The sequence below is a fragment of the Paenibacillus auburnensis genome, assembly GCF_927798115.1.
GTDB classification, from domain to species: Bacteria; Bacillota; Bacilli; order Paenibacillales; family Paenibacillaceae; genus Paenibacillus_AQ; species Paenibacillus_AQ auburnensis.
Map to the genome: position 1 here is coordinate 20,572 of NZ_CAKMMG010000005.1, position 21,209 is coordinate 41,780.

16 protein-coding genes and 1 tRNA gene are annotated in these 21,209 nt (G+C 51.4%); 2 read left to right on the top strand and 15 right to left on the bottom strand.

Annotated elements, in window-relative coordinates:
• Positions 1 to 46: 46 nt before the first annotated feature.
• From L6H70_RS17515 to L6H70_RS17540, 6 genes are all read right to left on the bottom strand, one after another.
• Positions 47 to 718, bottom strand: a complete 672-nt coding sequence (locus L6H70_RS17515) for a DUF559 domain-containing protein (protein ID WP_236335254.1) — start codon at positions 716 to 718, stop codon at positions 47 to 49.
• Between the two features lie 413 nt (positions 719 to 1,131).
• Positions 1,132 to 2,271, bottom strand: a complete 1,140-nt coding sequence (gene ispG / locus L6H70_RS17520) for a flavodoxin-dependent (E)-4-hydroxy-3-methylbut-2-enyl-diphosphate synthase (RefSeq protein WP_236335256.1) — start codon at positions 2,269 to 2,271, stop codon at positions 1,132 to 1,134.
• Between the two features lie 112 nt (positions 2,272 to 2,383).
• Positions 2,384 to 3,640 (bottom strand): ATP-dependent protease ATP-binding subunit ClpX, encoded by a 1,257-nt coding sequence (gene clpX, locus L6H70_RS17525; protein WP_054942758.1) that lies wholly within the window; start codon positions 3,638 to 3,640, stop codon positions 2,384 to 2,386.
• Between the two features lie 12 nt (positions 3,641 to 3,652).
• Positions 3,653 to 4,243, bottom strand: coding sequence for an ATP-dependent Clp endopeptidase proteolytic subunit ClpP (clpP, locus tag L6H70_RS17530; RefSeq protein WP_054942759.1), 591 nt, complete (start codon positions 4,241 to 4,243; stop codon positions 3,653 to 3,655).
• A gap of 295 nt (positions 4,244 to 4,538) precedes the next feature.
• Positions 4,539 to 5,873 carry a trigger factor gene (tig, locus tag L6H70_RS17535; RefSeq protein WP_236335257.1) on the bottom strand — a complete coding sequence of 445 codons (1,335 nt, stop codon included), beginning with the start codon at positions 5,871 to 5,873 and terminating at the stop codon, positions 4,539 to 4,541.
• A 108-nt stretch (positions 5,874 to 5,981) separates the two neighbouring features.
• Positions 5,982 to 6,827, bottom strand: coding sequence for a hypothetical protein (locus L6H70_RS17540; RefSeq protein WP_236335573.1), 846 nt, complete (start codon positions 6,825 to 6,827; stop codon positions 5,982 to 5,984).
• Between the two features lie 221 nt (positions 6,828 to 7,048).
• Between L6H70_RS17540 and L6H70_RS17545 the strand changes: the two genes are divergently transcribed.
• A tRNA-Arg gene (locus tag L6H70_RS17545) sits at positions 7,049 to 7,122 on the top strand.
• Positions 7,123 to 7,334: 212 nt separating this feature from the next.
• Here the strand turns inward: L6H70_RS17545 and L6H70_RS17550 are convergent.
• Both L6H70_RS17550 and L6H70_RS17555 read right to left on the bottom strand, forming a co-directional pair.
• Entirely contained in the window at positions 7,335 to 9,200 is a 1,866-nt protein-coding gene (locus L6H70_RS17550) for a FapA family protein (protein ID WP_236335258.1), read from the bottom strand.
• Positions 9,201 to 9,326: 126 nt separating this feature from the next.
• Positions 9,327 to 10,670: an aminotransferase-like domain-containing protein gene (locus L6H70_RS17555; protein ID WP_236335259.1), complete on the bottom strand. Its 1,344-nt coding sequence runs from the start codon at positions 10,668 to 10,670 to the stop codon at positions 9,327 to 9,329.
• Positions 10,671 to 10,847: 177 nt separating this feature from the next.
• Here L6H70_RS17555 and L6H70_RS17560 point away from each other — a divergent pair, with 177 nt between their 5' ends.
• A complete protein-coding gene (locus tag L6H70_RS17560) occupies positions 10,848 to 11,816 on the top strand; it encodes a DMT family transporter (protein ID WP_236335260.1) in 969 nt (322 codons plus the stop codon).
• 156 nt (positions 11,817 to 11,972) lie between these two features.
• On the opposite strand, the gene L6H70_RS17565 is transcribed toward L6H70_RS17560, so the two are convergent.
• From L6H70_RS17565 to pstC, 7 genes are all read right to left on the bottom strand, one after another.
• Positions 11,973 to 13,676, bottom strand: a complete 1,704-nt coding sequence (locus tag L6H70_RS17565) for a type 2 periplasmic-binding domain-containing protein (protein WP_236335261.1) — start codon at positions 13,674 to 13,676, stop codon at positions 11,973 to 11,975.
• Positions 13,677 to 13,741: 65 nt separating this feature from the next.
• On the bottom strand, positions 13,742 to 14,620 hold the full coding sequence (locus tag L6H70_RS17570; RefSeq protein ID WP_236335262.1) for a carbohydrate ABC transporter permease: 879 nt from the start codon (positions 14,618 to 14,620) through the stop codon (positions 13,742 to 13,744).
• A gap of 16 nt (positions 14,621 to 14,636) precedes the next feature.
• Positions 14,637 to 15,566, bottom strand: a complete 930-nt coding sequence (locus L6H70_RS17575; RefSeq protein WP_236335264.1) for an ABC transporter permease — start codon at positions 15,564 to 15,566, stop codon at positions 14,637 to 14,639.
• Between the two features lie 224 nt (positions 15,567 to 15,790).
• The gene (locus L6H70_RS17580) at positions 15,791 to 17,422 is read right to left on the bottom strand and encodes a response regulator (protein WP_236335266.1); all 1,632 of its coding nucleotides are present in this window, start codon (positions 17,420 to 17,422) and stop codon (positions 15,791 to 15,793) included.
• A complete protein-coding gene (locus L6H70_RS17585) occupies positions 17,422 to 19,221 on the bottom strand; it encodes a sensor histidine kinase (protein WP_236335267.1) in 1,800 nt (599 codons plus the stop codon). The genes L6H70_RS17580 and L6H70_RS17585 overlap by 1 nt, the downstream gene beginning before the upstream one ends.
• Before the next feature lie 146 nt (positions 19,222 to 19,367).
• The gene (gene pstA / locus L6H70_RS17590; protein ID WP_236335268.1) at positions 19,368 to 20,249 is read right to left on the bottom strand and encodes a phosphate ABC transporter permease PstA; all 882 of its coding nucleotides are present in this window, start codon (positions 20,247 to 20,249) and stop codon (positions 19,368 to 19,370) included.
• Positions 20,249 to 21,199 (bottom strand): phosphate ABC transporter permease subunit PstC, encoded by a 951-nt coding sequence (gene pstC / locus L6H70_RS17595; RefSeq protein WP_236335269.1) that lies wholly within the window; start codon positions 21,197 to 21,199, stop codon positions 20,249 to 20,251. The genes pstA and pstC overlap by 1 nt, the downstream gene beginning before the upstream one ends.
• Positions 21,200 to 21,209: the final 10 nt, after the last annotated feature.

Sequence of the window (21,209 nt, forward strand, 5' to 3'; positions counted from 1 at the left end):
AGGACAGCAGCGTGAACATACCATTCAGGGAATTTACGATCGCCCCTTAGTCCCAGTAGCTAAGAACATTACGAGCCAGCTCATACCTCACCTTTCGAATTCCCTCGCCACGTTTTACCGGATTCAGCCACCCTTTTTCACACAGCTTGTATAATAGTTGCCGCGCAGTCTTAGCATCGATTGAAAAATAATCAGAAACATCCTGTGGACGCACGGATCCGGACTGACGCATGACGAAACGCATGATTTCTCTTTCTCCGAGCAATAATTTATCAACCGGAACAACTGCCGCCATATATCTGCTGAGCACCATGCGGAGCAAAGTTATGCATAATTCCGGACGTTGCTCTACATCATCATAGGCAAAGGAAATCACTTGGAAGCCCATGGCACACAGAAAAGTTTCTCGATTTAGTTCATTGCTATACCTCTGTCTATCCATATCCTTAACATGTGCTGTGTAGCCTTTGATCTCCAGCAGCAATCTGATTGTTCCCGGCAAAAAGGCAAAGTCAGCAAAATAAGAGCGGCCACGCCAGTCCAGAACCTCATACTCAGGATGAAGATCACAGAAATCACCACGCAGCGGCCACCACACATTCTGAAGAAATAACGTTTCGGCGTGCCGGTGACCCCTCTCCAGTCTCCCCTTGCGTTCACCGGTTCTGGCATCCAGATGATACTGGATAAAGTCATCGATAAGCTGTTTGTGATTCATATCTGCATATCCCCTTGGTTATAAAAATAAAAAACGTCCCATTCACCGCCGGATCACCCGTGGCATAATGGGACGTTCATCGTCACCTTGCTTCATGCTATGAAAATCGGAGCCTCTATCTACAACTAAAGGGAAATACACCCGCTATAATACCAATTAAGCATGTTTCTCGAGCAATAAAGGGAATATCGCCCTTTAATTCATTCTATATCTTCGAATCGTTCTACGTTGATTGGATTAAAGGGAGGAAACCCCTCTATAATCTTCATTTCCCTGAAACGAGCCAAATTAACGGGAGTGTTTCCCTTTAGTTAAATTCAGCACTTCAGCAATTCAGAACTTCAGCACTGCTGATCAACCCGGTGTAACTATCATAAGGTACTATGGCTTTTATAAATATAGAATAAGTTCTACTATTCCGCCGGATTACCCACGCTTACAGCCGGAGCCAATCCGGCATGCTTACGGCCTGGAATCTCACCGGTCTCTTCAAAAGCGACAACAATGGCGTCAATTTCCTTCTTAAGCTCGGATACGAGCTCCGCTTCAGGAACTTTGCGGATCATTTGACCGTAGCGGAACAGCAACCCTTCACCGCGGGCGCCTGCGATACCAATATCCGCTTCACGCGCTTCTCCGGGGCCATTAACAGCACAGCCCAGTACTGAGACTTTGATCGGCACCTTCAGCTTGGAGATATACTCTTCTACTTCATTGGCGATGGAGAAGAGGTCAATGTCCAAACGTCCGCAGGTCGGGCAGGAGATCAGTGTAGGTGCGTTAGAGATCAGGCCAAAGGTCTTAAGCAGCTCACGCGCCACCTTAACCTCCTCGACAGGGTCGGCGCTCAGGGAGATGCGCACGGTGCTGCCGATCCCCATGGAGAGCAGTGCACCGATCCCGGCGGAGCTCTTCACGGTTCCGGCAAACAGCGTACCGGACTCGGTAATACCGAGGTGCAGCGGATAAGGAATGACTTCGGCTGCTTTGCGGTAAGCTTCGATGGCCATCGGCACATCCGAGGCTTTGAGCGATACGATAATATCATGGAAGTCCAGTTCCTCAAGAATCCCGATATGATAAAGGGCGCTCTCAACCATCGCTTCCGGAGTCGGATAACCGTATTTCTCCAGGAGATGAGACTCCAGGGAACCGGCATTTACTCCGATGCGGATGGGAATTCCTTTGTCCTTACAGGCTTTGACTACCGCTTCTACCTTGTCGCGGCGGCCAATATTGCCGGGATTAATCCGCACCTTATCGATTCCGTTCTCAATCGCCAGCAGTGCCAGTTTATAATTAAAGTGAATGTCCGCCACCAGCGGAATGTGGATTTGCTTCTTGATTTCTTTGATCGCTGCAGCCGCCTCTTCATTGTTGACGGTAACACGCACAAGCTGACAGCCCGCTTCTTCTAACCGCAGAATTTCAGCCACTGTAGCTTCCACGTCAGCGGTCTTGGTCGTACACATGCTTTGAATAGCAACCTCGTTGTTACCCCCGATAATAACTCCGCCGACATTGACGGGCCGGGTCTGGTGTCTCAAGAACATGGTTTTCTCCCCCATAACGATCAAAGCTCCACCCCTTCCGCCCACCTGTATGAAGCGGGATCAGCGGAAACGGTGGAGACTATGACTTGTATTATTGTAAGGTCAGCGTGTCTTAGGCGCTTTCCTCTTTTTTCTTATCTTTCTTAAGTCCCAGCTCAGGCAGAGCCTTCTCTTGCACAACCTGTTCTGTAATCACGCAGTCTTTAATATCATCGCGTGAAGGAACCTCATACATCACATCAAGCATAATGCTCTCAATGATGGCACGCAGACCGCGGGCACCTGTGTTGCGTTTGATCGCTTCCTTGGCAATAGCTTCAAGGGCCAGCGGTTCAAACTTCAGCGCCACATTGTCCATTTCAAGAAGCTTGATGTACTGCTTGGTCAATGCATTCTTCGGTTCAGACAGAATGCGGACCAGTGTATTCTCATCAAGCGGCTCGAGTGTGGAGATTACTGGCAAACGGCCGACAAACTCAGGAATGAGACCGAATTTGAGCAGATCCTCAGGCAATACCATGGAGAGGTATTCTCCGGCTTTCAGATCCTTCTGGCCTTCAACTGCTGCATTGAAGCCGATGACCTTTTTGCCGATACGGCGTTTGATCATTTGCTCCAGACCGTCAAAAGCACCGCCTACAATGAACAGAATGTTCGTTGTATCGATTTGGATGAACTCCTGATGAGGATGCTTGCGTCCGCCCTGCGGAGGTACAGAAGCAACTGTGCCTTCCAGGATCTTCAGCAGCGCCTGCTGTACACCTTCACCGGAAACGTCACGGGTAATGGACGGATTCTCGGATTTGCGTGCTACTTTATCAATTTCGTCAATATAGATAATGCCGCGTTCGGCTTTTTCCACATCATAGTCAGCAGCCTGGATCAGCTTCAGCAGAATGTTCTCAACATCTTCGCCGACGTAGCCCGCTTCCGTAAGGGAGGTTGCATCCGCAATAGCAAAAGGAACGTTGATAATCTTCGCCATCGTCTGGGCCAGCAGGGTTTTACCGGAGCCGGTTGGTCCGAGCAGCAGAATGTTGCTCTTCGTCAATTCGACATCTTCAATCTTACTCTGGCTGTTGACGCGCTTATAGTGATTGTATACGGCAACGGAGAGCGATTTCTTCGCCTGCTCCTGGCCGATTACGTATTGATCGAGAATATCACGGATTTCCTTCGGTTTCGGAATATCCTTCAGATCCAGCTCTTCTTCATGACCGAGCTCTTCCTCCACGATTTCCGTGCACAGCTCGATGCATTCGTCACATATATAAACACCAGGTCCAGCTACAAGCTTACGAACCTGCTCTTGTGATTTACCGCAAAAGGAACATTTCAGCTGCCCTTTTTCATCGTTAAATTTAAACATCTTACCACCCCTTTAAGATATGATCGGTGAAGAGAGTACCTGGTCAATAAGCCCGTATTCCTTCGCTTCTTCCGCGCTCATGAAATTGTCGCGGTCCGTATCCCGTTCGATTTTTTCAAGGGGTTGACCCGTGCGATCCACATAAATTTGATTCAACTTCTGTCTCGTTTTGAGAATCCAGTCCGTATGAATCCAAATATCGGATGCCTGCCCCTGAACACCGCCGAGCGGTTGATGAATCATGACTTCACTGTTGGTCAGCGCATATCTTTTGCCTGGTGCTCCAGCGGTAAGCAACAGCGAACCCATACTGGCTGCCATCCCTACGCAAATCGTTGAAACATCCGGTTTAATATATTGCATCGTATCATATATACCCATGCCCGCTGTTACAGAACCACCGGGAGAGTTGATGTACAGGTGAATGTCTTTTTCTGGGTCATCTGCTGCCAGGAACAACAACTGGGCAATAATCAGATTGGCGACATCATCGTCAATCGCATTGCTCAGGAAGATGATGCGGTCCTTAAGCAATCTGGAATAGATATCGTATGAGCGTTCTCCACGACTTGTTGATTCCACAACCATAGGTACCAAACTCATGCCACCAACCTCTTTTCTCTATACAGATTAGTCTTTCCGTTTCAGAAATATTTTAACACGTTCGGGGCGGGATGTCATTTTTTCACTGGTTCGAAAATAACGTAATACCCCGCGTGCCTGCCATTATAGCGTACTTCCAGACAGAATGCCAACCCGCTTCCGGTTATGTACACCCAAACGTCCAGCCGCCGATAAAAAATAAGGCACGTAACAGAACTTACGTGCCTTATTGATTACTATTTATGGAGGCCGACTTGCTTGGCCGTTCTAGGTAAAATGGACTTATGAAACAGTATTACTCAGCGCTTGCTTCTTCTGCTGCTGGAGCTTCTTCTGCTGCTTCAACTTCCACACTGCTTGCAATCAGCAGGTCGATGGTTTTGCGCAGAGAAATTTCCTCGCTCAAGCTGCTCAGGGAGCCGTTGGCTGCCAGGATGCTGCGGATTTCTTCAGGTGAACGTTTGAAGGATTCAGCCATAGTCGCAAGCTCTTGGTTTACTTCTTCTTCGGAAACTTCGATGTTCTCTTCCTTCGCGATCACTTCAAGCACCAGGTTGTTGCGAACGCGCTTCTCGGCATCGCTCTTCATCTGGCCTTCAAGATCTTCACGGGTTTGGCCGGAGAAGCTGAGGAACATGTCCATGTTCATGCCTTGCTGACGAAGACGGTTGTCGAAATCGCGAACCATGTTCTGAACTTCGCTTTTGATCATTGCCTCAGGAATTTCAACTTCTGCATTAGCAGCCGCTTTGTCAACTACTGCAGTTTCGCGAACTCCCTTCAGCTCATCCTGTTTGCGGGATTCCAGCTGTGCCTTCAGGTCTGCTTTGTATTCTTCCAGCGTATCGAATTCACTTACATCTTTAGCGAACTCATCATCCAGTTCAGGAAGCTGTTTGCGTTTGATTTCATGCAGCTTCACTTTGAATACTGCTGCTTTACCGGCAAGGTTCTCTGCATGGTAAGCCTCAGGGAAAGTAACTTCAACATCCTTGAAATCGCCAGTAGCCATGCCTACAACCTGCTCTTCAAATCCAGGAATGAACGAGTTGCTGCCAAGCTCCAGGGAATGACGCTCAGCCGCGCCGCCTTCGAATGGCACTCCGTCAACAGAACCGTCGAAGTCGATAACAGCGATATCGCCGTTAGCTGCTGCTCCTTCTTCAACTACAACCAGCTCAGCATGACGCTCCTGCAGGCGTTTCAGTTCAGCATTCAGCTCGTCTTCGGTAACTTCTGCCTTTTGAACCGGAACTTCAAGACCTTTGTACTGGCCCAGTTTCACTTCAGGCTTAACAGTGATCTTCGCTTTGAAGATGAAGGCTTGGCCTTTTGCGAATTGCTCGATGTCCACTTCCGGGCGGTCTACAGGGAAGATATCTGTTTGTTCAACAGCTTCGCCGTATACTTCTGGAAGAAGGATGTCGATTGCATCCTGGTAGAGGCTTTCTACACCAAAACGGGATTCAAAAATCGGCCGTGGCACTTTACCTTTACGGAAACCAGGTACGTTTGCTTTCTTAACTACTTTGTTAAATGCTTTGTCGAGTGCTGCAGCTACGCGTTCTGCTTCTACTTCGACTTCAAGAACGCCAAGGTTCTTCTCTATTTTTTCCCAAGTTGCTTTCATAATATACTTTTCCCTCCAAAATAGGTTACATGTTTACTTCAAATAATTACGCAAAATAATCACGCAATTCACGCACAGAATAACCATTATATTATATACAACATCGCTTTATTTATCAAGTATGGAACTCTTAACAAATCCTTTGAGAGACCGATAGGCTCCTTCAAATTGAAAGCGCATGCCGTCTGTGATCCCGTACATTACACGCGTTTCTTCCTCCTGGCGGTTCCCGTTCAGGCTCTCCGAAACCATCTGATGCAGCGCACCCGCCCAAATATCCAGCAGGGCATCCTCACCTTCCAGCAATTTGTGATATTCAGAGGACCCATAAATCGACATAATAAACTGTCCCCAAAGTTCCTGCGCAAAATAATACAGGGTGGGCTCATGCACCTCAGCCTGCTCCGCCACCCGTTCCATCACCTGGCTTACCTGGGGCGGAAACTCGTCGTTCTGCAGCGGGACGGTTTCGATCTCAATCTGCGCCACCTCATGACCGCGGCCCAGCTTCACAATGCCTTGCGCCCCGCGTTTCTTCAGTGTCTGGAGTGTTCGGAATTGCAGCAGCGGATGCACCGCTGTCTTTTGCAGCCAGGCAGTCAGCTGTTCATCCACTTGCCCGCCCTCCAGATAAGAAAGCTGTTCCAGCGCCAGAATGGTCGCTTCCGACAACGGTTCATTCATCACCTTCCGCAGCAGCTTGTCGGGATAATCCGCATCCTCTTCCAGCTTCGACCTTGCCAAAATCCGGGCCATATCCTCTTCCTTAAGATCCTGTTCCGTACCGGAAGCGTTATGATCACTGTCTGCGTTCTCGGCGGCTTCCGGAAAGGCCGCTTCCAGCCAGCCCAGCAGCGACTGCCATTCCTCGTAGTGCCGCTCTTCCTGACCCTGGCATTGCAGCAGGAACCGCAGCAATTCCATCGCTTCCCCGTAGCGTTCACTTTCCAGCATTACCGTAAGCTGAATCTGATAGTAATCCAGCGTTTTCGGAAACAGCACGATATTCTCTTTGGCGGGGGAATTGAATTGATTAATGAGGGCACCTCCTTTTTCTCCGAACCATGATTAATTGTAGATTATAGCATAACCTATTAAGGTTTCAAAAAAACAAGTTGAAAAAATTATTCAACTATGATAACATAATTTTTGCTTGCTTTTCACTGTTATCTCATGTCCCGGTAGCTCAGCCGGATAGAGCATGCGCCTTCTAAGCGCACGGTCGGGGGTTCGAATCCCTTCCGGGACGTCCTTCAGAAATAGCCTTCCTTTGGGGAGGCTGTTTTTGCGTTCCGGGGGATGAGAACCCCTCTTGTGGGGGACGTTGGAGCATTATCTTCGGTAGGACCGCTTCGCAATCAGCCCGAATGGGCTGCATCCCTTCCGGGACGTCCTTCAGAAACAGCCTTCCTTTGGGGAGGCTGTTTTTGCGTTCCGGGGGGATGAGAACCCCCTTTAGTTTTAATTCGACTCCATCCGTAGCTGAATGGTGCGGATATTGTCGATGTTGAACACCATATTCTCCACGGGCTCCGTGATATCTGCCGTGTAGCGGTCAATCGTGACCTTTTCCAGATACATTTTGTGGACAGAGATGCTTTGTTTCGCCTTCAGATAAGACTGCGCACCGCTCTCTCCGCCTACATAAAAGGCTGAAATGCTGCCTCCCGCCTCCAGCTTGGAGCCGCGGCACATCGAAAACGTTTTGCGAAACGAGATATTGCCGGAGGAGAACAGCTCACTTTGCACTATGCCGTCTCTATGGATCATAATGTCGCCATTGGATTTAAGCGTGCTATTCTGGCATTTTCCGATATTGACCTCCACCTTGATCTCCTGTAATCGGGCCACGCCCGTATGCAGCTCTTCCAGCATGCTGATCACTCCGCTCAAAGCGGCCTCATTCATGAAGTCAACCAGCTGGGCCGGCTTCAACAGCAGATTCAGGAAATGCAGTGTTTGCTGAAGATCCTGATGGTACGAAGCCTGGACCGTCGCAAGCACGGAGAGCAGTTCCTTAGTGAGCTGCGGGATTTTGTGAAATTTACTCTCCAGCAGCAGGACCACCGCCTGTCCGTATTTCACGCTCTGTTTGCGGGCTTGGACCGCCTGGATCAGCAGCCTGACGGCAGTTTTCAGTAGCTGGGCCTCTTCAATCAACAGCTTGGAGCAATTGAAAATTCGGTTGTACAGCACACCAAAATAACCGGAATAGAGCTTGCTGTTCACCACATTTCCTTTGACGAGAATACTGCCGGTTGCGGTTATCGTGGAATTGTAAATGCTTCCGTCCACATATACATTCCCCAGCGATTCTATAATCATATTGTCTTCCACGTTGCCGCGGACAATCACGTCGCCGGAAAAAAGAATATTGCCTGTCTTGATATTCACATTGCCGGGAACGATATAGGTCGTAGTAATGTCAAAATATTTGATTTTGTCACCGGTTACCCGGGGACGGCCTTCACGCAGCGCCCGGATCTCATTATTGATCAGCACCACGGTGTTATTTTTGGCAATGATATTCACATCGTTTGGCAGCGGCGGATATAATATCTCCCCGTATACATCACAGCCGGGAATCCCCTCCACAAAGGGAATTTTACGGGCAATGACCTCTCCTCTGATCACTGAAGGAATGCGGAGATGGCTGCGGAAATCGACTTGCCCCTCAATTTCACTGAACTCATTCTCTATCGTTTCTGAGAAAAACAGCTCCAGCTGCGCATTCTCTCCCGGAACAGCAGCCCGTCCCTTAGCAGCGGTTATCGGCTGATAGGTAGGATTCTGCAGCTCGGCATGAATTCCGGATATATTCAGGTTCTGTATAATTCCCCGATGCTCGAAATCAGTAATGATTCGGTTCAGACCCAGCTGTTCAACCACAGTCTCCGTATCCAATGCAGCCTCAACTTCTACCATGCTGGCTGAGTAATAGTCATTCAATTTCCATTGATAGCGTTTTGGTGAATGTAAGGTGAAAAAAGCCTGCAGACGATCCTCGGAGACCGTAATCGTATACAGCGGCGGCTCTAGGATCTCCCACTCAATCATATCCTGTGAGGTCACTTTAGCTGGGCCTGAAACAGGCTGGCCGTTGACAAGGATTACCACTGGAGGAGCGGCCGAAATCACCGCAGGTGTTCCGCCTGGCAGCGGGTCCTGAACAAATATTTTGCCCGCACGGACAAGAACACGTCCGCCGAGGTCATTCTCAAAATACTCAGGCTCCATAAAGGTCTGCAGGGCGTCATCGTCACTTTGCGAAAGTTCCAGCATATTAATCAGCTTGTTCAGTTCCTGTTCGGACATATGATCAGGCATCTCGCTGCACCTCCTGGTTAATATACAACGGTAGAAAGGCTGCGCTCTGTACGTAACTGCTTTCATTCTATTATTAATACTAATTTTAAGCAATTACGAATCATGGCAGGATTAGGAAATCCCAGCTTACCACCATCCCGTTGCTGCCGCCTCCTCCACAATCGCTGCAACACCGGTGGCAATATGTTCCGGACGGGCACGTGAAATGCTGATGCGCAGGAATTTCTCCCGCTCCAAATAGCCGGATAAATAGAATCCCTTACCTGAGACCACGCGGATCTTGCGCTTGTGAAGACGCTTCTCTAGCTGCTCCAGATTTACAGTCTGGGGCAGCTTCATTTGCATATATATCCCGGAGTCTACGCGCGGCGCCTCTATCAGCCCGGCAGAATTATAACGCAGCAGGGCTTCATTCAGCCGGGCCATCCGCTCCGCGTACAGGCTGCGGATCTTATGCTTGTGGCGCTCATACATACCGTTTTTGATATAGATATCAAGCGCAGCCTGCGACAGAAGCGAGGTGTCCATATAACTCTTATGCGCCTTGAAGACTGGCAGCAGCGGCTCCGGCAGGACAGCAGCTCCAAGGCTGAGACCCGGGAAAATGATTTTGGAGAAGCTTTTTAGATAGATCACATGCCCGGAACGGTCAAAGGCCGCAATGGGATCGAAAGGTCTACTGTCCCCGAGATCAGCCATGTAGTCATCCTCCACCACATATACATCATATTTGCCGGCCAGCCGGGCTATCGCCTGGCGCTCCTCTTTCGTGTAAGAGGTTCCCAGCGGATTATGGTATCTCGACATCGTATAGAAAAACTTTATCCCCCCTGTGCGGAAATACTCCTCCAGCAGCTGCAGATCAATCCCGCCCCCTGAGCGGGGAATACCGCAGACCGGAATCCCCTCCGCTTCCAAAAATCTCAGGTAAATATCATAACTCGGCTGTTCCACAAGCACCGTCTCTTTTCCGTTAGGAAAAGGCATCTTCGCAAGTATCCCCAGCGCCTGCTGCACCCCTGAGGTAATGAAGATCCGCCCGGGGGCGGCAAATACCTGTGCATCTGCCAAATGCGGTACCAGCGTCTGCCGCAAGGCTGCCAGCCCCTGAGTCTCCCCATAAGTGAACAAATGGTATTTGTAGGTGTCGATCGCTTTGTTCAGGCAGTGCTGAAAGTCCAGATATGGAAACACATTCAAGTCGGGCGATGCCGATCCGAAATCGATAATTCCGTCCTCTGCCTCCAGGCTGCCCTCCCCCGGCTGCTCTACGACATAATATCCGCTCTGCGGAATGGAATAAATTACATGCTTCTGCTCCAGTTCCCGGTAGGCCCGGATTACCGTGCTGACACTGCAGCCGTAGCGGGCAGCGGCACTGCGGACTGACGGGAGCTTATGGCCGGAACGGTAGGACCCGCCGCTAATTTGCTGCTCCATCTCCATCAGGACTTTATCATACTTGCGCATACCCTTCCCCTCCTCCGATATCACCATTATAACTTATGCAACCTAACTGTACCGGTACAGTTAAGATAATCTCCCGTTGTGGCTGAGTACGAATCCCTTTAAATTAAAATTAACAGATTGGGGGCGGCGCGGGTTCCCGTGATCTCGAACTGCACAGACAGAAAGGAAGTTGCCATCATGAAACAACAACCAGGGGTTAAGACTGCCTATATGCTTGCCGTACTGAATGCGGCGATTATCGGATTTTCATTTCTTTTTACCAAAATGGCGCTGGAGTTCTCCGGCCCGCTTGATACACTGGCCTTCCGGTTTGCCGGGTCGTTCATTGTCATGTCTGTTCCCGTGGCCTGCGGCTGGGTCAAGCTGAGCTACCGGGGCAAGCCGCTATATAAAGTGCTGCTACTGGCAGCCATGTACCCGCTGGGCTTCTTCACCCTTCAGGTGTTCGGTCTGCAGCATGCAACTTCTGCCGAGGGAGGTATTCTGTATTCGTTCACCCCCGTGGTGACGCTGATTATTGCCTCTCTGTTCCTCAAGGAAGCCACATCATTCCTGCAGAAGCTGTCCATCTTCCTGTCGGTCTTCGGCGTAGTGTTCATCTTCATCATGAAAGGCAGCAGCATTGACCTGTCAAACATGGCCGGAATCCTGATGCTGTTCCTGACCTGTGTCGCTTTTGCCGGGTACACTGTATTGGCACGTTCCCTTGCAAAGCAGTTCACCCCGTCCGAAATCAGCTACCTGATGATGGCGGTCGGCTTCATCGTATTCTTCGGCATATCGCTCATCAGCCATACAGCGGATAGAACTCTGGGGGACTTGTTTACCCCGCTTAAGAGCGCCACCTTCACGCTGGCAATCCTATACTTAGGCGTAATTTCATCGCTGCTGACCACCTGGACGTCCAATTATATTTTGTCCAAAATCGAAGCTTCGCGGATGAGTGTCTTCACGAATCTCTCGACTCTGGTCTCGATCGCAGCCGGAGCCTTGTTCCTGGGAGAAGAGGTTACCCTGTACCACTGGATCGGATCCGCGCTGATTATTGCCGGGGTGCTGGGGGCGAATATGTTCGGGCGGGGGCAGACAGGGAAGGCAATGGAGATTACGGAGCCTGCCCAGAGGGGTTCGGTCCATAACGGTTAACAAGGCTTGAAGGAAGCAGCACAAAGGAATCTCCGATAAACCAAATTGTGTCGTTTTTCTTCATCGTAAGCTGTTCATTTCCGTTTCTGTCCGTATGGCATCAAAAAGCGGACGGCCGGAAATCCGGCCGCCCGCAAGTGGCGTCATGCTATTCAATTACAACCCTTTTTTCTTGAGGTCCTCCAGATGGCGCTGGTACATCACTTTTTCTACTTTTTCCGCGCCGACCTGATCCATTTGCTTCACGAATTCATTGTAGGCGGAATCGAACTCTGCATCGGATTTGGACAGGATCAGCTTCGGAATGGTTTTGTTCCACAGATCCTTAACCTTCGCATTGATCGTGCCTTCGGCGGTTGCACCGTCGGGCTCAAGATTTTCCATACCGAGTGAATAGTTGTCGAAGTTATATTTCTCCAGCATCTTCATCGCTTCATATTGTACCGGCTGGCTTTCCTTCAAATCACGGGCAGAAGCGTCATCCCACAGCTTGCCGGCTCTGAAGAGCAGCGTGGAGTCATTGAACCCGTATTTGGAGTTAAAGGTGGCGTTGTCTTTTACCGACATGTCCAGAATATCCTGTTTGTACTTCGGAAGACCGTCAACCATATCATAGGTCTCGCCCTCGGTGCCGTATCTCATATCCATTTGCCCTTCATCCGACCAGGCGTATTCGGCGAACTGGATGATGCGTTCCGGATTTTTGGCATTTTTGGTGATGAACAGACCTTGCCAGCCCATCAGGCGGGAAGCCGGATAACGCGGGTCTTGACCGTTAACCTTCAGGCCGTCCAGAATCGTGTATGCTTGTTCCTTGCCGAGTGTGCTTTCGATCTTCGGGTTATATTGCGTATACATGTTGTTCATGAACTGGGAAGCGACTGCATATTGCGCGCCGTACAGCTTTTCTTCATATTGCTCCTGCTTGTAAATCAGCAGCTGCGGATCAAACAGGCCTTCGAGACTTAGCTTGTTCAAGAAGCGGAAGGCATCGATGAATCCTTTGTTGCGCATCGGGTATTCCACGATTTGCTGGTCGTCCTTCACTCGTTCTTCAAGCAGATGCGGGGAGAAGGAATAGATCAAATAGTCCATAGAGTTGCTACCGTGGAAGCCATTCTTCGCCACATCGAAAAATTCTACGCCCACCGGACTGACATCCGGGAATTTCTCTTTGGCCAGCTTAAGCGCATTCTCTAAATCATCCGGTGTTTGAATGGCCGGGCTGCCGATCGCCGCATAAATATCGGAGCGGATAAACCAAGGCCGGATCGGGGTAATCGGCACGCCGCTGGTCAGACGGTCTGCGGTTTCGTACAGGTTCGGCAGATACCAGAGCTTGCCGTCGATGGAATGGTATTTGACCATATCCGGGTCCAGCTGAGCTTTGAAGTCAGGCGCATATTTCTCCATCAGCTCATCCATGGAATAGACCATGCCATTCTTGATCAGCTTCGTTACGGCCGGGTTGTTCCAGTCCAGCATGATGGTATCGGGAAGGTCTCCCGAAGCGATCATCGTGTTCAGGTAGTCGTCATCGCTGCCGGTTGCAAGCTTGCGGTCAATGGTAACACCTGTTTTTTGGGTAGCTAGCTTCATGGCAAACTGGTCTTTCCACAGATAATTGGACGCCCAGTTGCCATAGAAATATTGGGTGAATGTGAACGGAGATGTATCCTTCTGCCACGATGGGCCGTTACTCTCTGCCGGTGCAGATGCCTGCGCATTCCCGTTATTCGCCGCAGCGGTTTCCGCCGGTGCATTTGTGTTGTTATTCGCGTTGTTGCCGGAACCACAGCCTGCAAGCATACTCATAGCCAGAATGGCCAGCGCGCTTATCTTTAAGCCTTTCCCTTTCATACTCTAACCCCCTTGATATTTGGTCTTGCTCTATACATGAACGCCCGGCCCGGAAATCTTCCGGCTTACCCTTTCACCGAGCCAATCATGACCCCTTGGACAAAATACTTCTGGACGAAAGGATACGTAAATACGATCGGAAGCGTCGTAATTACCATCGTCGCCAGTTTCAGCGAGGCCGCCGAGACGGCACCGTAGCCGAGCTGGCTGGCCAGCTGGCTGACATTGCTGTTGGAGCTGATAATCTGCATCAGAATCTGCTGCAGCGTCAGCAGCTTGTCGCCGCCGAACAGCATCGCATCGTACCAGGAATTCCAGTGGAACACGGCGTTATACAGCGCAATCGTCGCCAGCACCGGCTTGGATACCGGGAGCACCAGCTGGAAGAATATCCGCAGATCATTGGCCCCGTCAATTTTGGCCGACTCCTCAATTTCTTTGGGCAAGGCCTTGAAGAAGGTGAGCATGATGATCGCATTAAACACATTAAAAAGATTAGGGATAATATAGACAAGGAAATGACCTTTTAGATGAAGGTATTTCGCCACTACTAAATAGTAGGGAATAATTCCGCCGCTGAAATACATGGTAACAATCGCCATGATCAGGAAAACCCGCCGGCCGACCAGCTCCGTCTTCGAGATTCCGTAAGCGAAGGCGCCGGTGAACAACACGGCAGTTGCCGTGCCGAGAATGGTCCGGGCCAGCGTAACAATGAAGGCTCGCAGCATGTTCTCATCCTGGAACACAATCCGGTAGTTGTCGATGGAGAACACCCGCGGCCAGAAGGTAATGCCGCCCCGCGCCGCGTCCGCCGGATCATTGAACGACGTAATCAGGATGTTATAAAACGGATACAGGGTGATCAGGCACAGGGCGAGCATCAGAATGATGTTGAACACATCAAAGGCTCTGCTGCCTAAGCTTCGTGAATGGGTTAGCATGCTTCCTCCTCCTATCCTAGAACAGGCTTTCTTTCGTGATTTTGTTTGATGTGAAGTTGGCGATGTACATTAGGACAAAGGCGACAATGGACTGGAATAGTCCGATGGCGGTTCCGTATGAGAAGCGTCCGGCCACTAGCCCCATTTTATAGGAATAGACAGACAGCACATTGGCCGCATCCTGCGTCAGGGAATTCTGCATCATGAACATTTGATCGAAGTTGGAGTTCACCAGCCCGCCGATGGACAGGATGAGCAATATAATAATGGTCGGCTTGAGCGCAGGCAGTGTTATATGCCAGACCCGCCGGAAGCGGTTCGCTCCGTCCACAACAGCCGCTTCATAAAGCTGCGGATCGATGCCGGCGATGGCTGCCAGATAGATGATGGAGTTCCAGCCGATATTTTTCCAGATTTCCGTAAATACCACGAGCACGAGGAAGGAATGCGAATCCCCCATCAGCATGGTATCGCTTCCAATAATACCGAGATTGACCAGCAGCTTGCTGATTACGCCGGTATCCGGATCAAGCAGGGTATACATAAAGCCTACAACGAGCACCCATGAAACAAAGTACGGGAGATAGGTGAGTGACTGAACGATACGCTTGAAGCGTTTGAAGACGAGTTCATTTAACAGCAAGGCTAGAATAATCGGGGCCGGAAAGCCGAACACCAGTTTAGCGATGCTGATCTTAAATGTATTGTAGAGCGAGTCTCTGAAGGTCGGGTCGGCGAAAAGCTCACGGAAATTGCCGAACCCGAGCCACGGGCTGTGAATAAAACCCTGGAACGGCGTGTATTCCTGAAAGGCGATGATCAGGCCGTACATCGGAATGTAATTGAACACAATCATCCATAAAACGACAGGCAATGTCAAAATCAATAAATAGCGCTGCTGCCAGATCCGGTTTCTCAGCCTGTGCTTGGCGGGTATGCTGCTCATGGTCCTACTTCCTTTCCTGCAGTGTGGTTTCTTTTGTCTATACATTTATTATAAAAACGGTTTCAACGCCGAGATATACAAAAAATACACGCAGGTATCAAAAACGAACGATGTTTGAAAGCGTTATCTTTCCACTGGCCGGATTGTGTCTTCTGACGCAAAAACCCCATCCGCTAAGCGGACAGGGTAAAAGGCAGCGTCACATTAACAGTTATGCAAAAAGCTTAGCGCTGTGAAACGATCTGATATTCTCCCGGCGTCATGCCGTAGGCCTGCTTAAACAGGGTCCCGAAATAGGAGGTATTGGGGATACCGACCTTCTCGGCGATCAAGGATACCCGCTGCTTCGTCGTCCGCAGCAGCTCCTCTGCCCGAGCCAGCCGGTAATCCTGAATATATTCAATCGGGGTTCGGCCTGTATTCTTCTTGAAGAGCATGCCAAGATGATTCGGGGAGACGAATACCTCTGCAGCCAGATAGGCCAGGCTGAGCTCCGGGTTGCCATAACGCTCTTCCACCAGCCGGATGACGCGGTGAATCACATATTCCTCTTTGTTCTCTCGCTTCTCCTGAAGCCTGGAAGCAATATCTTGAAGCTTGGACAGCATCTGCTGCTTCATCTGCTCCCGGCTCTCGCAGGCCAGCAGCTCTTCCAGGCTGCCTGGCGCTTTATCCGGTTGGCCGACCGGATGACCCGGGGCGGCCAGCACCTGCAGATGATCGATCAGCCCGCTCAGCAGGCCCCCGACATAGGCCCGGCCCGCTCCGGGATAAGCGGCAAACAGGTCAAACACTTCACCGGTTACAGCTCCAGCCTCCTGTAACTGACCGCTTCCCAGAGCGGAGCGGATACGCTTCTCCAGCTCCTTGAATCCGCGGCTCAGCCCTTCCGGATCCCGGGCGAATTCCATGCGCGCTGCTTCCTCTTCTCCGGCGGCGAGAATGCCCGACAGGCTGTTCCATACCGCATGTCTTAGTGAGCGGGCGGCCTGTGCGCAGGCCGCGGGCAACTGCATCAGCGCCTGTGCGGAGTACCCGCACACCATGATCCAGTCTCCGTCCGCACTGTTCTCCAGCGCTTGCGGGTCTGTCCCCTCCGTCCCGGCCAGCCCGCTCAAAAGCAGGTGTGCCAGCTCCTGCTGCCGCTTCTCTTCCCCTGCTTCCAGCGCGTACAGCAGCGTGAAGTCGGCATTCCCGCCTTCTGGAAGAGGTACTAGCAGTACCGGCCGGCCCAACACCTCTTCTGCCTGGCGTTCAAACGGGTCATTAGCGGTGCGCGCCGGAGCGTGCATCACAACAAGCGCATAGGCTGCTGGTTCCAGCTCCCCATACCGGGTAAGGTGAAGCTCCAGTTCAGGCGCCGCCCCCAGTCCCTCTGCCCGGCCTGAGAGCAGATCGCTCAGTGCATGGCGGAGAAACGCCACATGTCCGGCTTCCAGCAGGTCCAGCTTATGCGCTTCTTCAAGCCGCAGCAGCCGTTCTTCCTGACATCTGGCGACTACCCGTGTCATCACAGCGAGCATCTCCTGCTCTTCTACCGGCTTAAGCAGATATTCCGCGGCATGAAAACGAATCGCCTCGCGGGCGTATTCGAAGTCGTCATAGCCGGTCAAAATGACGATATGCACCTGGGGCAGCTTGTCCCGGACCTGCTTCGCCATATCCAAACCGTTCATTCCGGGCATCTGGATATCCGTAACGATGATATCAGGCTGCAGCAGAAGCGCTTTTTCCAGTCCGTCGATACCGTCAAAGGCAGTCTCTACGGTCCCTATTCCAAGTGCGGGCCAGTCCAGAAATTCTACCAGCCCTTCACGCTCCCAGCGTTCATCCTCAACAATCAGCATTGTAAACATTAGATTAACCTCCTGGCTTTGAAGGAGATGGTAATGACTGTACCGATTCCCGGCCTGCTGAACAGCTCCAGCCGGTATTCTTCCCCGTAATGCGAGCGCAGCCGGCTCGTAATATTCGCGAGCGCATACCCGCTGCCGGCTGATTCAAGCGGCCGTTCTTCCCTGACAGCAGCCAGTCGCTGCCGCGCCATGCCCACACCGTCGTCGATAATCCGCAGCACGACCCAGCCGTCTTCCACGCCCGCTTTAATAATGATGGTGCCGTGGGAGCGTTTCGGTTCGATGCCGTGGACGAGCGCATTTTCCACCAGCGGCTGCAAAATATTTTTCAGCGTGACAAACTCCAGGACGGCGTCCTCAATTTCGAATACCGCATCAAAGCGCTCTTCGAAGCGGAATTTCTGAATCACCAGATAGGCCTTGACCATCTCCAGCTCACCCGCGACCAGCGTCTCCGAGCTCCCCTTATTCAGCACCAGCCGGTAAAATTTAGCCAGCGAATCCGAAATCCGGGTAACATCTGGAGCGTTCGCCTTGCGTGCCGCCCAGGAGATCGTTGCCAGCGTGTTGTACAAAAAATGCGGATTAATCTGCGCTTCCAGTGCCTTTACCTCCGCCTCTCTTTCCAGCAGCTCGGATTTGTACACCCGTTCGACCAGATCGTGAATCCGCTGCGTCATATGATTGAAGCTGTGGGTCATCTGTGAAAATTCATCATTGCCCGTGACCGGAACCGACACGCTAAGCGAATCCTCACGTACCTGCTTCATGGCCTTCAGCAACAGCTTCATCCGGGACAGCAGCTTAACGGTAACAAAATAAACGAGCAGGCTCAGCAGCAGCAGCGCTGCAGCCAGCACAATCAAGGTAGTGTACAGCGAATCCTGTACCTTATCCACGACATGGCTGACCGGAAACACACCGATAATCCGCAGCTCGGGCCCGGTAAGCGGAAGGGAGATGACAATCGACCGGGTCCCGTTCACGTCAGCAAGCCGGTTGATGGATCCGCCTGAGGTCCAAGCGCCCAGACCCATCTGTTCAGCGTTTGCGCCGTACGCTCCCGCGATATTATCCGAGACGATCCGATCGTCACCGTCCACAATGTATACGTTACCAATAGTGCCTGAGACGGCATCCCGCATCGACTTAAACAGCTCGCTCTCCGTAATTTCAATTTCGACCATCCCGGCGATGCCGAAGTCATGGAACGAATAGATTTTCCGGTTAAAAGAAAGTACATCAGCCACCGGCGATACATCCGGTCGCTTAAGCAGCAGCTTCTCCTTGTGCATACTCCGCCATTCGGATTTGGTGCTGTTATCGTTCAGCAGGAAGCGGTAATTGTCATCTTCTGCGATCCGGCGAATACTGAAAAACCCGTCATACCCTCCATACAGCTCGGGAATTTGCGGATTGCTCATATAGACATGAATGGAGTGAATATAAGGATTCTGCCTCATAATATTGTCAATGGTCGGCGCGACATTGTCGCGGTAATCCTGTAATTGAAAGCTCTCATTGATAAAATCACTGTCAAGCAGCGTCTGAATCCGCGAGTCAAAGGCGATGATCTGCGAAATATTCTCCGTCATCTTGACCTTCTCCTCAATGCTGCTCCTGGTCTGCAGCAGGTTCTGCTCCATAATGGTCTGAGCCTGCTCAATCGCCGACTCCGCCGCCTGCCGGTAGAGGGTATAGCCGGTCAGCAGCAGCGACACAAACAATATGGAAACAAAAATAATGACAAATTTCGAGGTCACGCTCCAATGCTGATAAAAACGTACAAATCGTACCATGCCGGTCCACCCTCCTGTTACGTTCACCGCCCTCCCATTGTACAACTCCCTATGTGCTTCCGCTAGCACCTTTCCAAACACAAAAAATGCCGCCGGATGAGCCCGGCGGCCTGTAAATCGGTACAGCTAGCAGGTTCGCTGCGACATTACCGCCCCTTGCGGCGGTTTCCCAGCCACAGCGGGAACCTGAAAATGAAATTGATCAGCAGGACTACAAAGACAAGCACTGCCGCCGACTTGTCGGCAATTTGCCGCGCATCCTCGACGATCGCCTCGGATTGCACATACCACAGATGTACCGCCAGCGTCTCACCCGGCGAGAACAGATTGAAGTCCCACATTTCGCCGGAGGTACTGAGGCCTGCGGTCAGGATTATGACCGCAGACTCCCCGAACGCGCGTCCGGCCACCAGACAGATGCCTGTGACAATGGCAGACATTGCCACGGGCAGTACCACCTTGCGGATGACGTGGAATTTAGTCATCCCCAGTGCGTAGCCGGCTTCGCGGATGTCGCCGGGAACCGCGCGCACGGCTTCTTCCGTAACGCGGGCCAGCATCGGCAGGTTAAGCAACGCCAGGGAGACGCCGCCGCCGAGAATGGTCAGGCCGATATTGAAATATTCGGCGAAGATTGCCAGCCCCAGCATCCCGAATACAATCGAAGGGACGGAGGACAGCGACTCCACACAAATACGCAGCGCACCGGTAAAACGGTTGTCCGGCGCGTATTCTGCCATATAAATTCCGGCCCCTACGCCGATCGGAATCGAAATCAGCAGGGAAATAAACAGAATGTAGAAGGAATTGAATAATACCGGGCCAATCCCGCCTCCGGGATCAATCTCCTCCGGCTGCTTAATCAGGAAATCGGGTCTAAGCGCGGGCAGACCTTTGCTTAGAATGGTAAAGAGCAGCCAAAAAATCAGCAGCATGACCAGCGCTCCCAGCGTATAGAAGCCGATGGTTGCAATTTTGTTGCGCCGCTGCGCACGTGCAGTATAACGTGTACGGGTAAAACCGGTCATTATGCATCCCCCCGTTTCCGGCCCAGCACGCGGATGACAAAGATCAGCACAAACGAAATCAGCAGCAGCAGGAAGGCCATCATATGCAGCGCATAGTTCCAGGAGGAGTCAAACTCCACATTGGAGATCTGCATGACAATGTTGCTGGTCAGCACTGAGGACGGTGTGAATAGGGTTTTGGCCAGCTGCGGTGTATTGCCGATAACCATGACAACCGCCATCGTCTCACCGACTGCACGGGTCATGCCAAGGATAATGGCCGAGATAATTCCCCGTTTAGCCGCGGGCAGCACCACACGCATAATCACCTGCAGGCGGGTAGAACCCAGGGCGTAGGCGGCGTCACGGTATTTGCGCGGAACGGCAATAATGGCATCGTCGCTGATCCGGCAGATCGTCGGCAGTACCATTAACGCTAGCACCAGCGCAGCCGCCAGCAGTCCGTCGCCAAGTCCTTCTCCGCTGACTCTGCGCAGAAATGGAAGCAGTACAGTGAGGCCCAGATAGCCGTATACAATAGAAGGTATGCCGACGAGCAGATCAAGCACCGGACGGATAAAGCTCTTCAGCCACTTCGGAGCGATCTCGGCGCAGAGCACGGCCATCCCGACCGAGACCGGCACCGCAATCAGCAGGGTTAGTGCGGTCAGGGACAATGTATTTACGATAAAGGCGGCAGCTCCAAAGGCATCCTCCTCCGGAGTCCAGTTGAAGGACAAGAAGAATTCAGCTGGCGAGACGTGTGCGAACAGAAGCAGCGCCGTTTTTCCGATGAATACAACTACTAGTCCAAGCACAAAACAAAGTGCAAGGATGCTGAATAAGAAATAAAAGCGGGATAATTTATTACCGAGCAGATGTCTACGGTGGCGCTTTTCGTTTACGCTACTTTGCATTTGAGCTGCACGCTTAGGTGTTTTTGATGCCAGGCTTTGGACTGGTGCCCCCATACTTTCCCTC

Coding starts and splice junctions, on each gene's coding strand:
- L6H70_RS17550 (WP_236335258.1), bottom strand. CDS start 9,200: ATGCCTGATCATATGTCCGAACAGGAACTGAACAAGCTGATTAATATG.
- pstA (WP_236335268.1), bottom strand. CDS start 20,249: ATGACCGGTTTTACCCGTACACGTTATACTGCACGTGCGCAGCGGCGC.
- ispG (WP_236335256.1), bottom strand. CDS start 2,271: ATGTTCTTGAGACACCAGACCCGGCCCGTCAATGTCGGCGGAGTTATT.
- L6H70_RS17580 (WP_236335266.1), bottom strand. CDS start 17,422: ATGTTTACAATGCTGATTGTTGAGGATGAACGCTGGGAGCGTGAAGGG.
- L6H70_RS17565 (WP_236335261.1), bottom strand. CDS start 13,676: ATGAAAGGGAAAGGCTTAAAGATAAGCGCGCTGGCCATTCTGGCTATG.
- L6H70_RS17570 (WP_236335262.1), bottom strand. CDS start 14,620: ATGCTAACCCATTCACGAAGCTTAGGCAGCAGAGCCTTTGATGTGTTC.
- L6H70_RS17585 (WP_236335267.1), bottom strand. CDS start 19,221: ATGGTACGATTTGTACGTTTTTATCAGCATTGGAGCGTGACCTCGAAA.
- L6H70_RS17560 (WP_236335260.1), top strand. CDS start 10,848: ATGAAACAACAACCAGGGGTTAAGACTGCCTATATGCTTGCCGTACTG.
- tig (WP_236335257.1), bottom strand. CDS start 5,873: ATGAAAGCAACTTGGGAAAAAATAGAGAAGAACCTTGGCGTTCTTGAA.
- clpP (WP_054942759.1), bottom strand. CDS start 4,243: ATGAGTTTGGTACCTATGGTTGTGGAATCAACAAGTCGTGGAGAACGC.
- L6H70_RS17575 (WP_236335264.1), bottom strand. CDS start 15,566: ATGAGCAGCATACCCGCCAAGCACAGGCTGAGAAACCGGATCTGGCAG.
- L6H70_RS17515 (WP_236335254.1), bottom strand. CDS start 718: ATGAATCACAAACAGCTTATCGATGACTTTATCCAGTATCATCTGGAT.
- L6H70_RS17540 (WP_236335573.1), bottom strand. CDS start 6,827: ATGCTGGAAAGTGAACGCTACGGGGAAGCGATGGAATTGCTGCGGTTC.
- L6H70_RS17555 (WP_236335259.1), bottom strand. CDS start 10,670: ATGCGCAAGTATGATAAAGTCCTGATGGAGATGGAGCAGCAAATTAGC.
- pstC (WP_236335269.1), bottom strand. CDS start 21,199: ATGGGGGCACCAGTCCAAAGCCTGGCATCAAAAACACCTAAGCGTGCA.
- clpX (WP_054942758.1), bottom strand. CDS start 3,640: ATGTTTAAATTTAACGATGAAAAAGGGCAGCTGAAATGTTCCTTTTGC.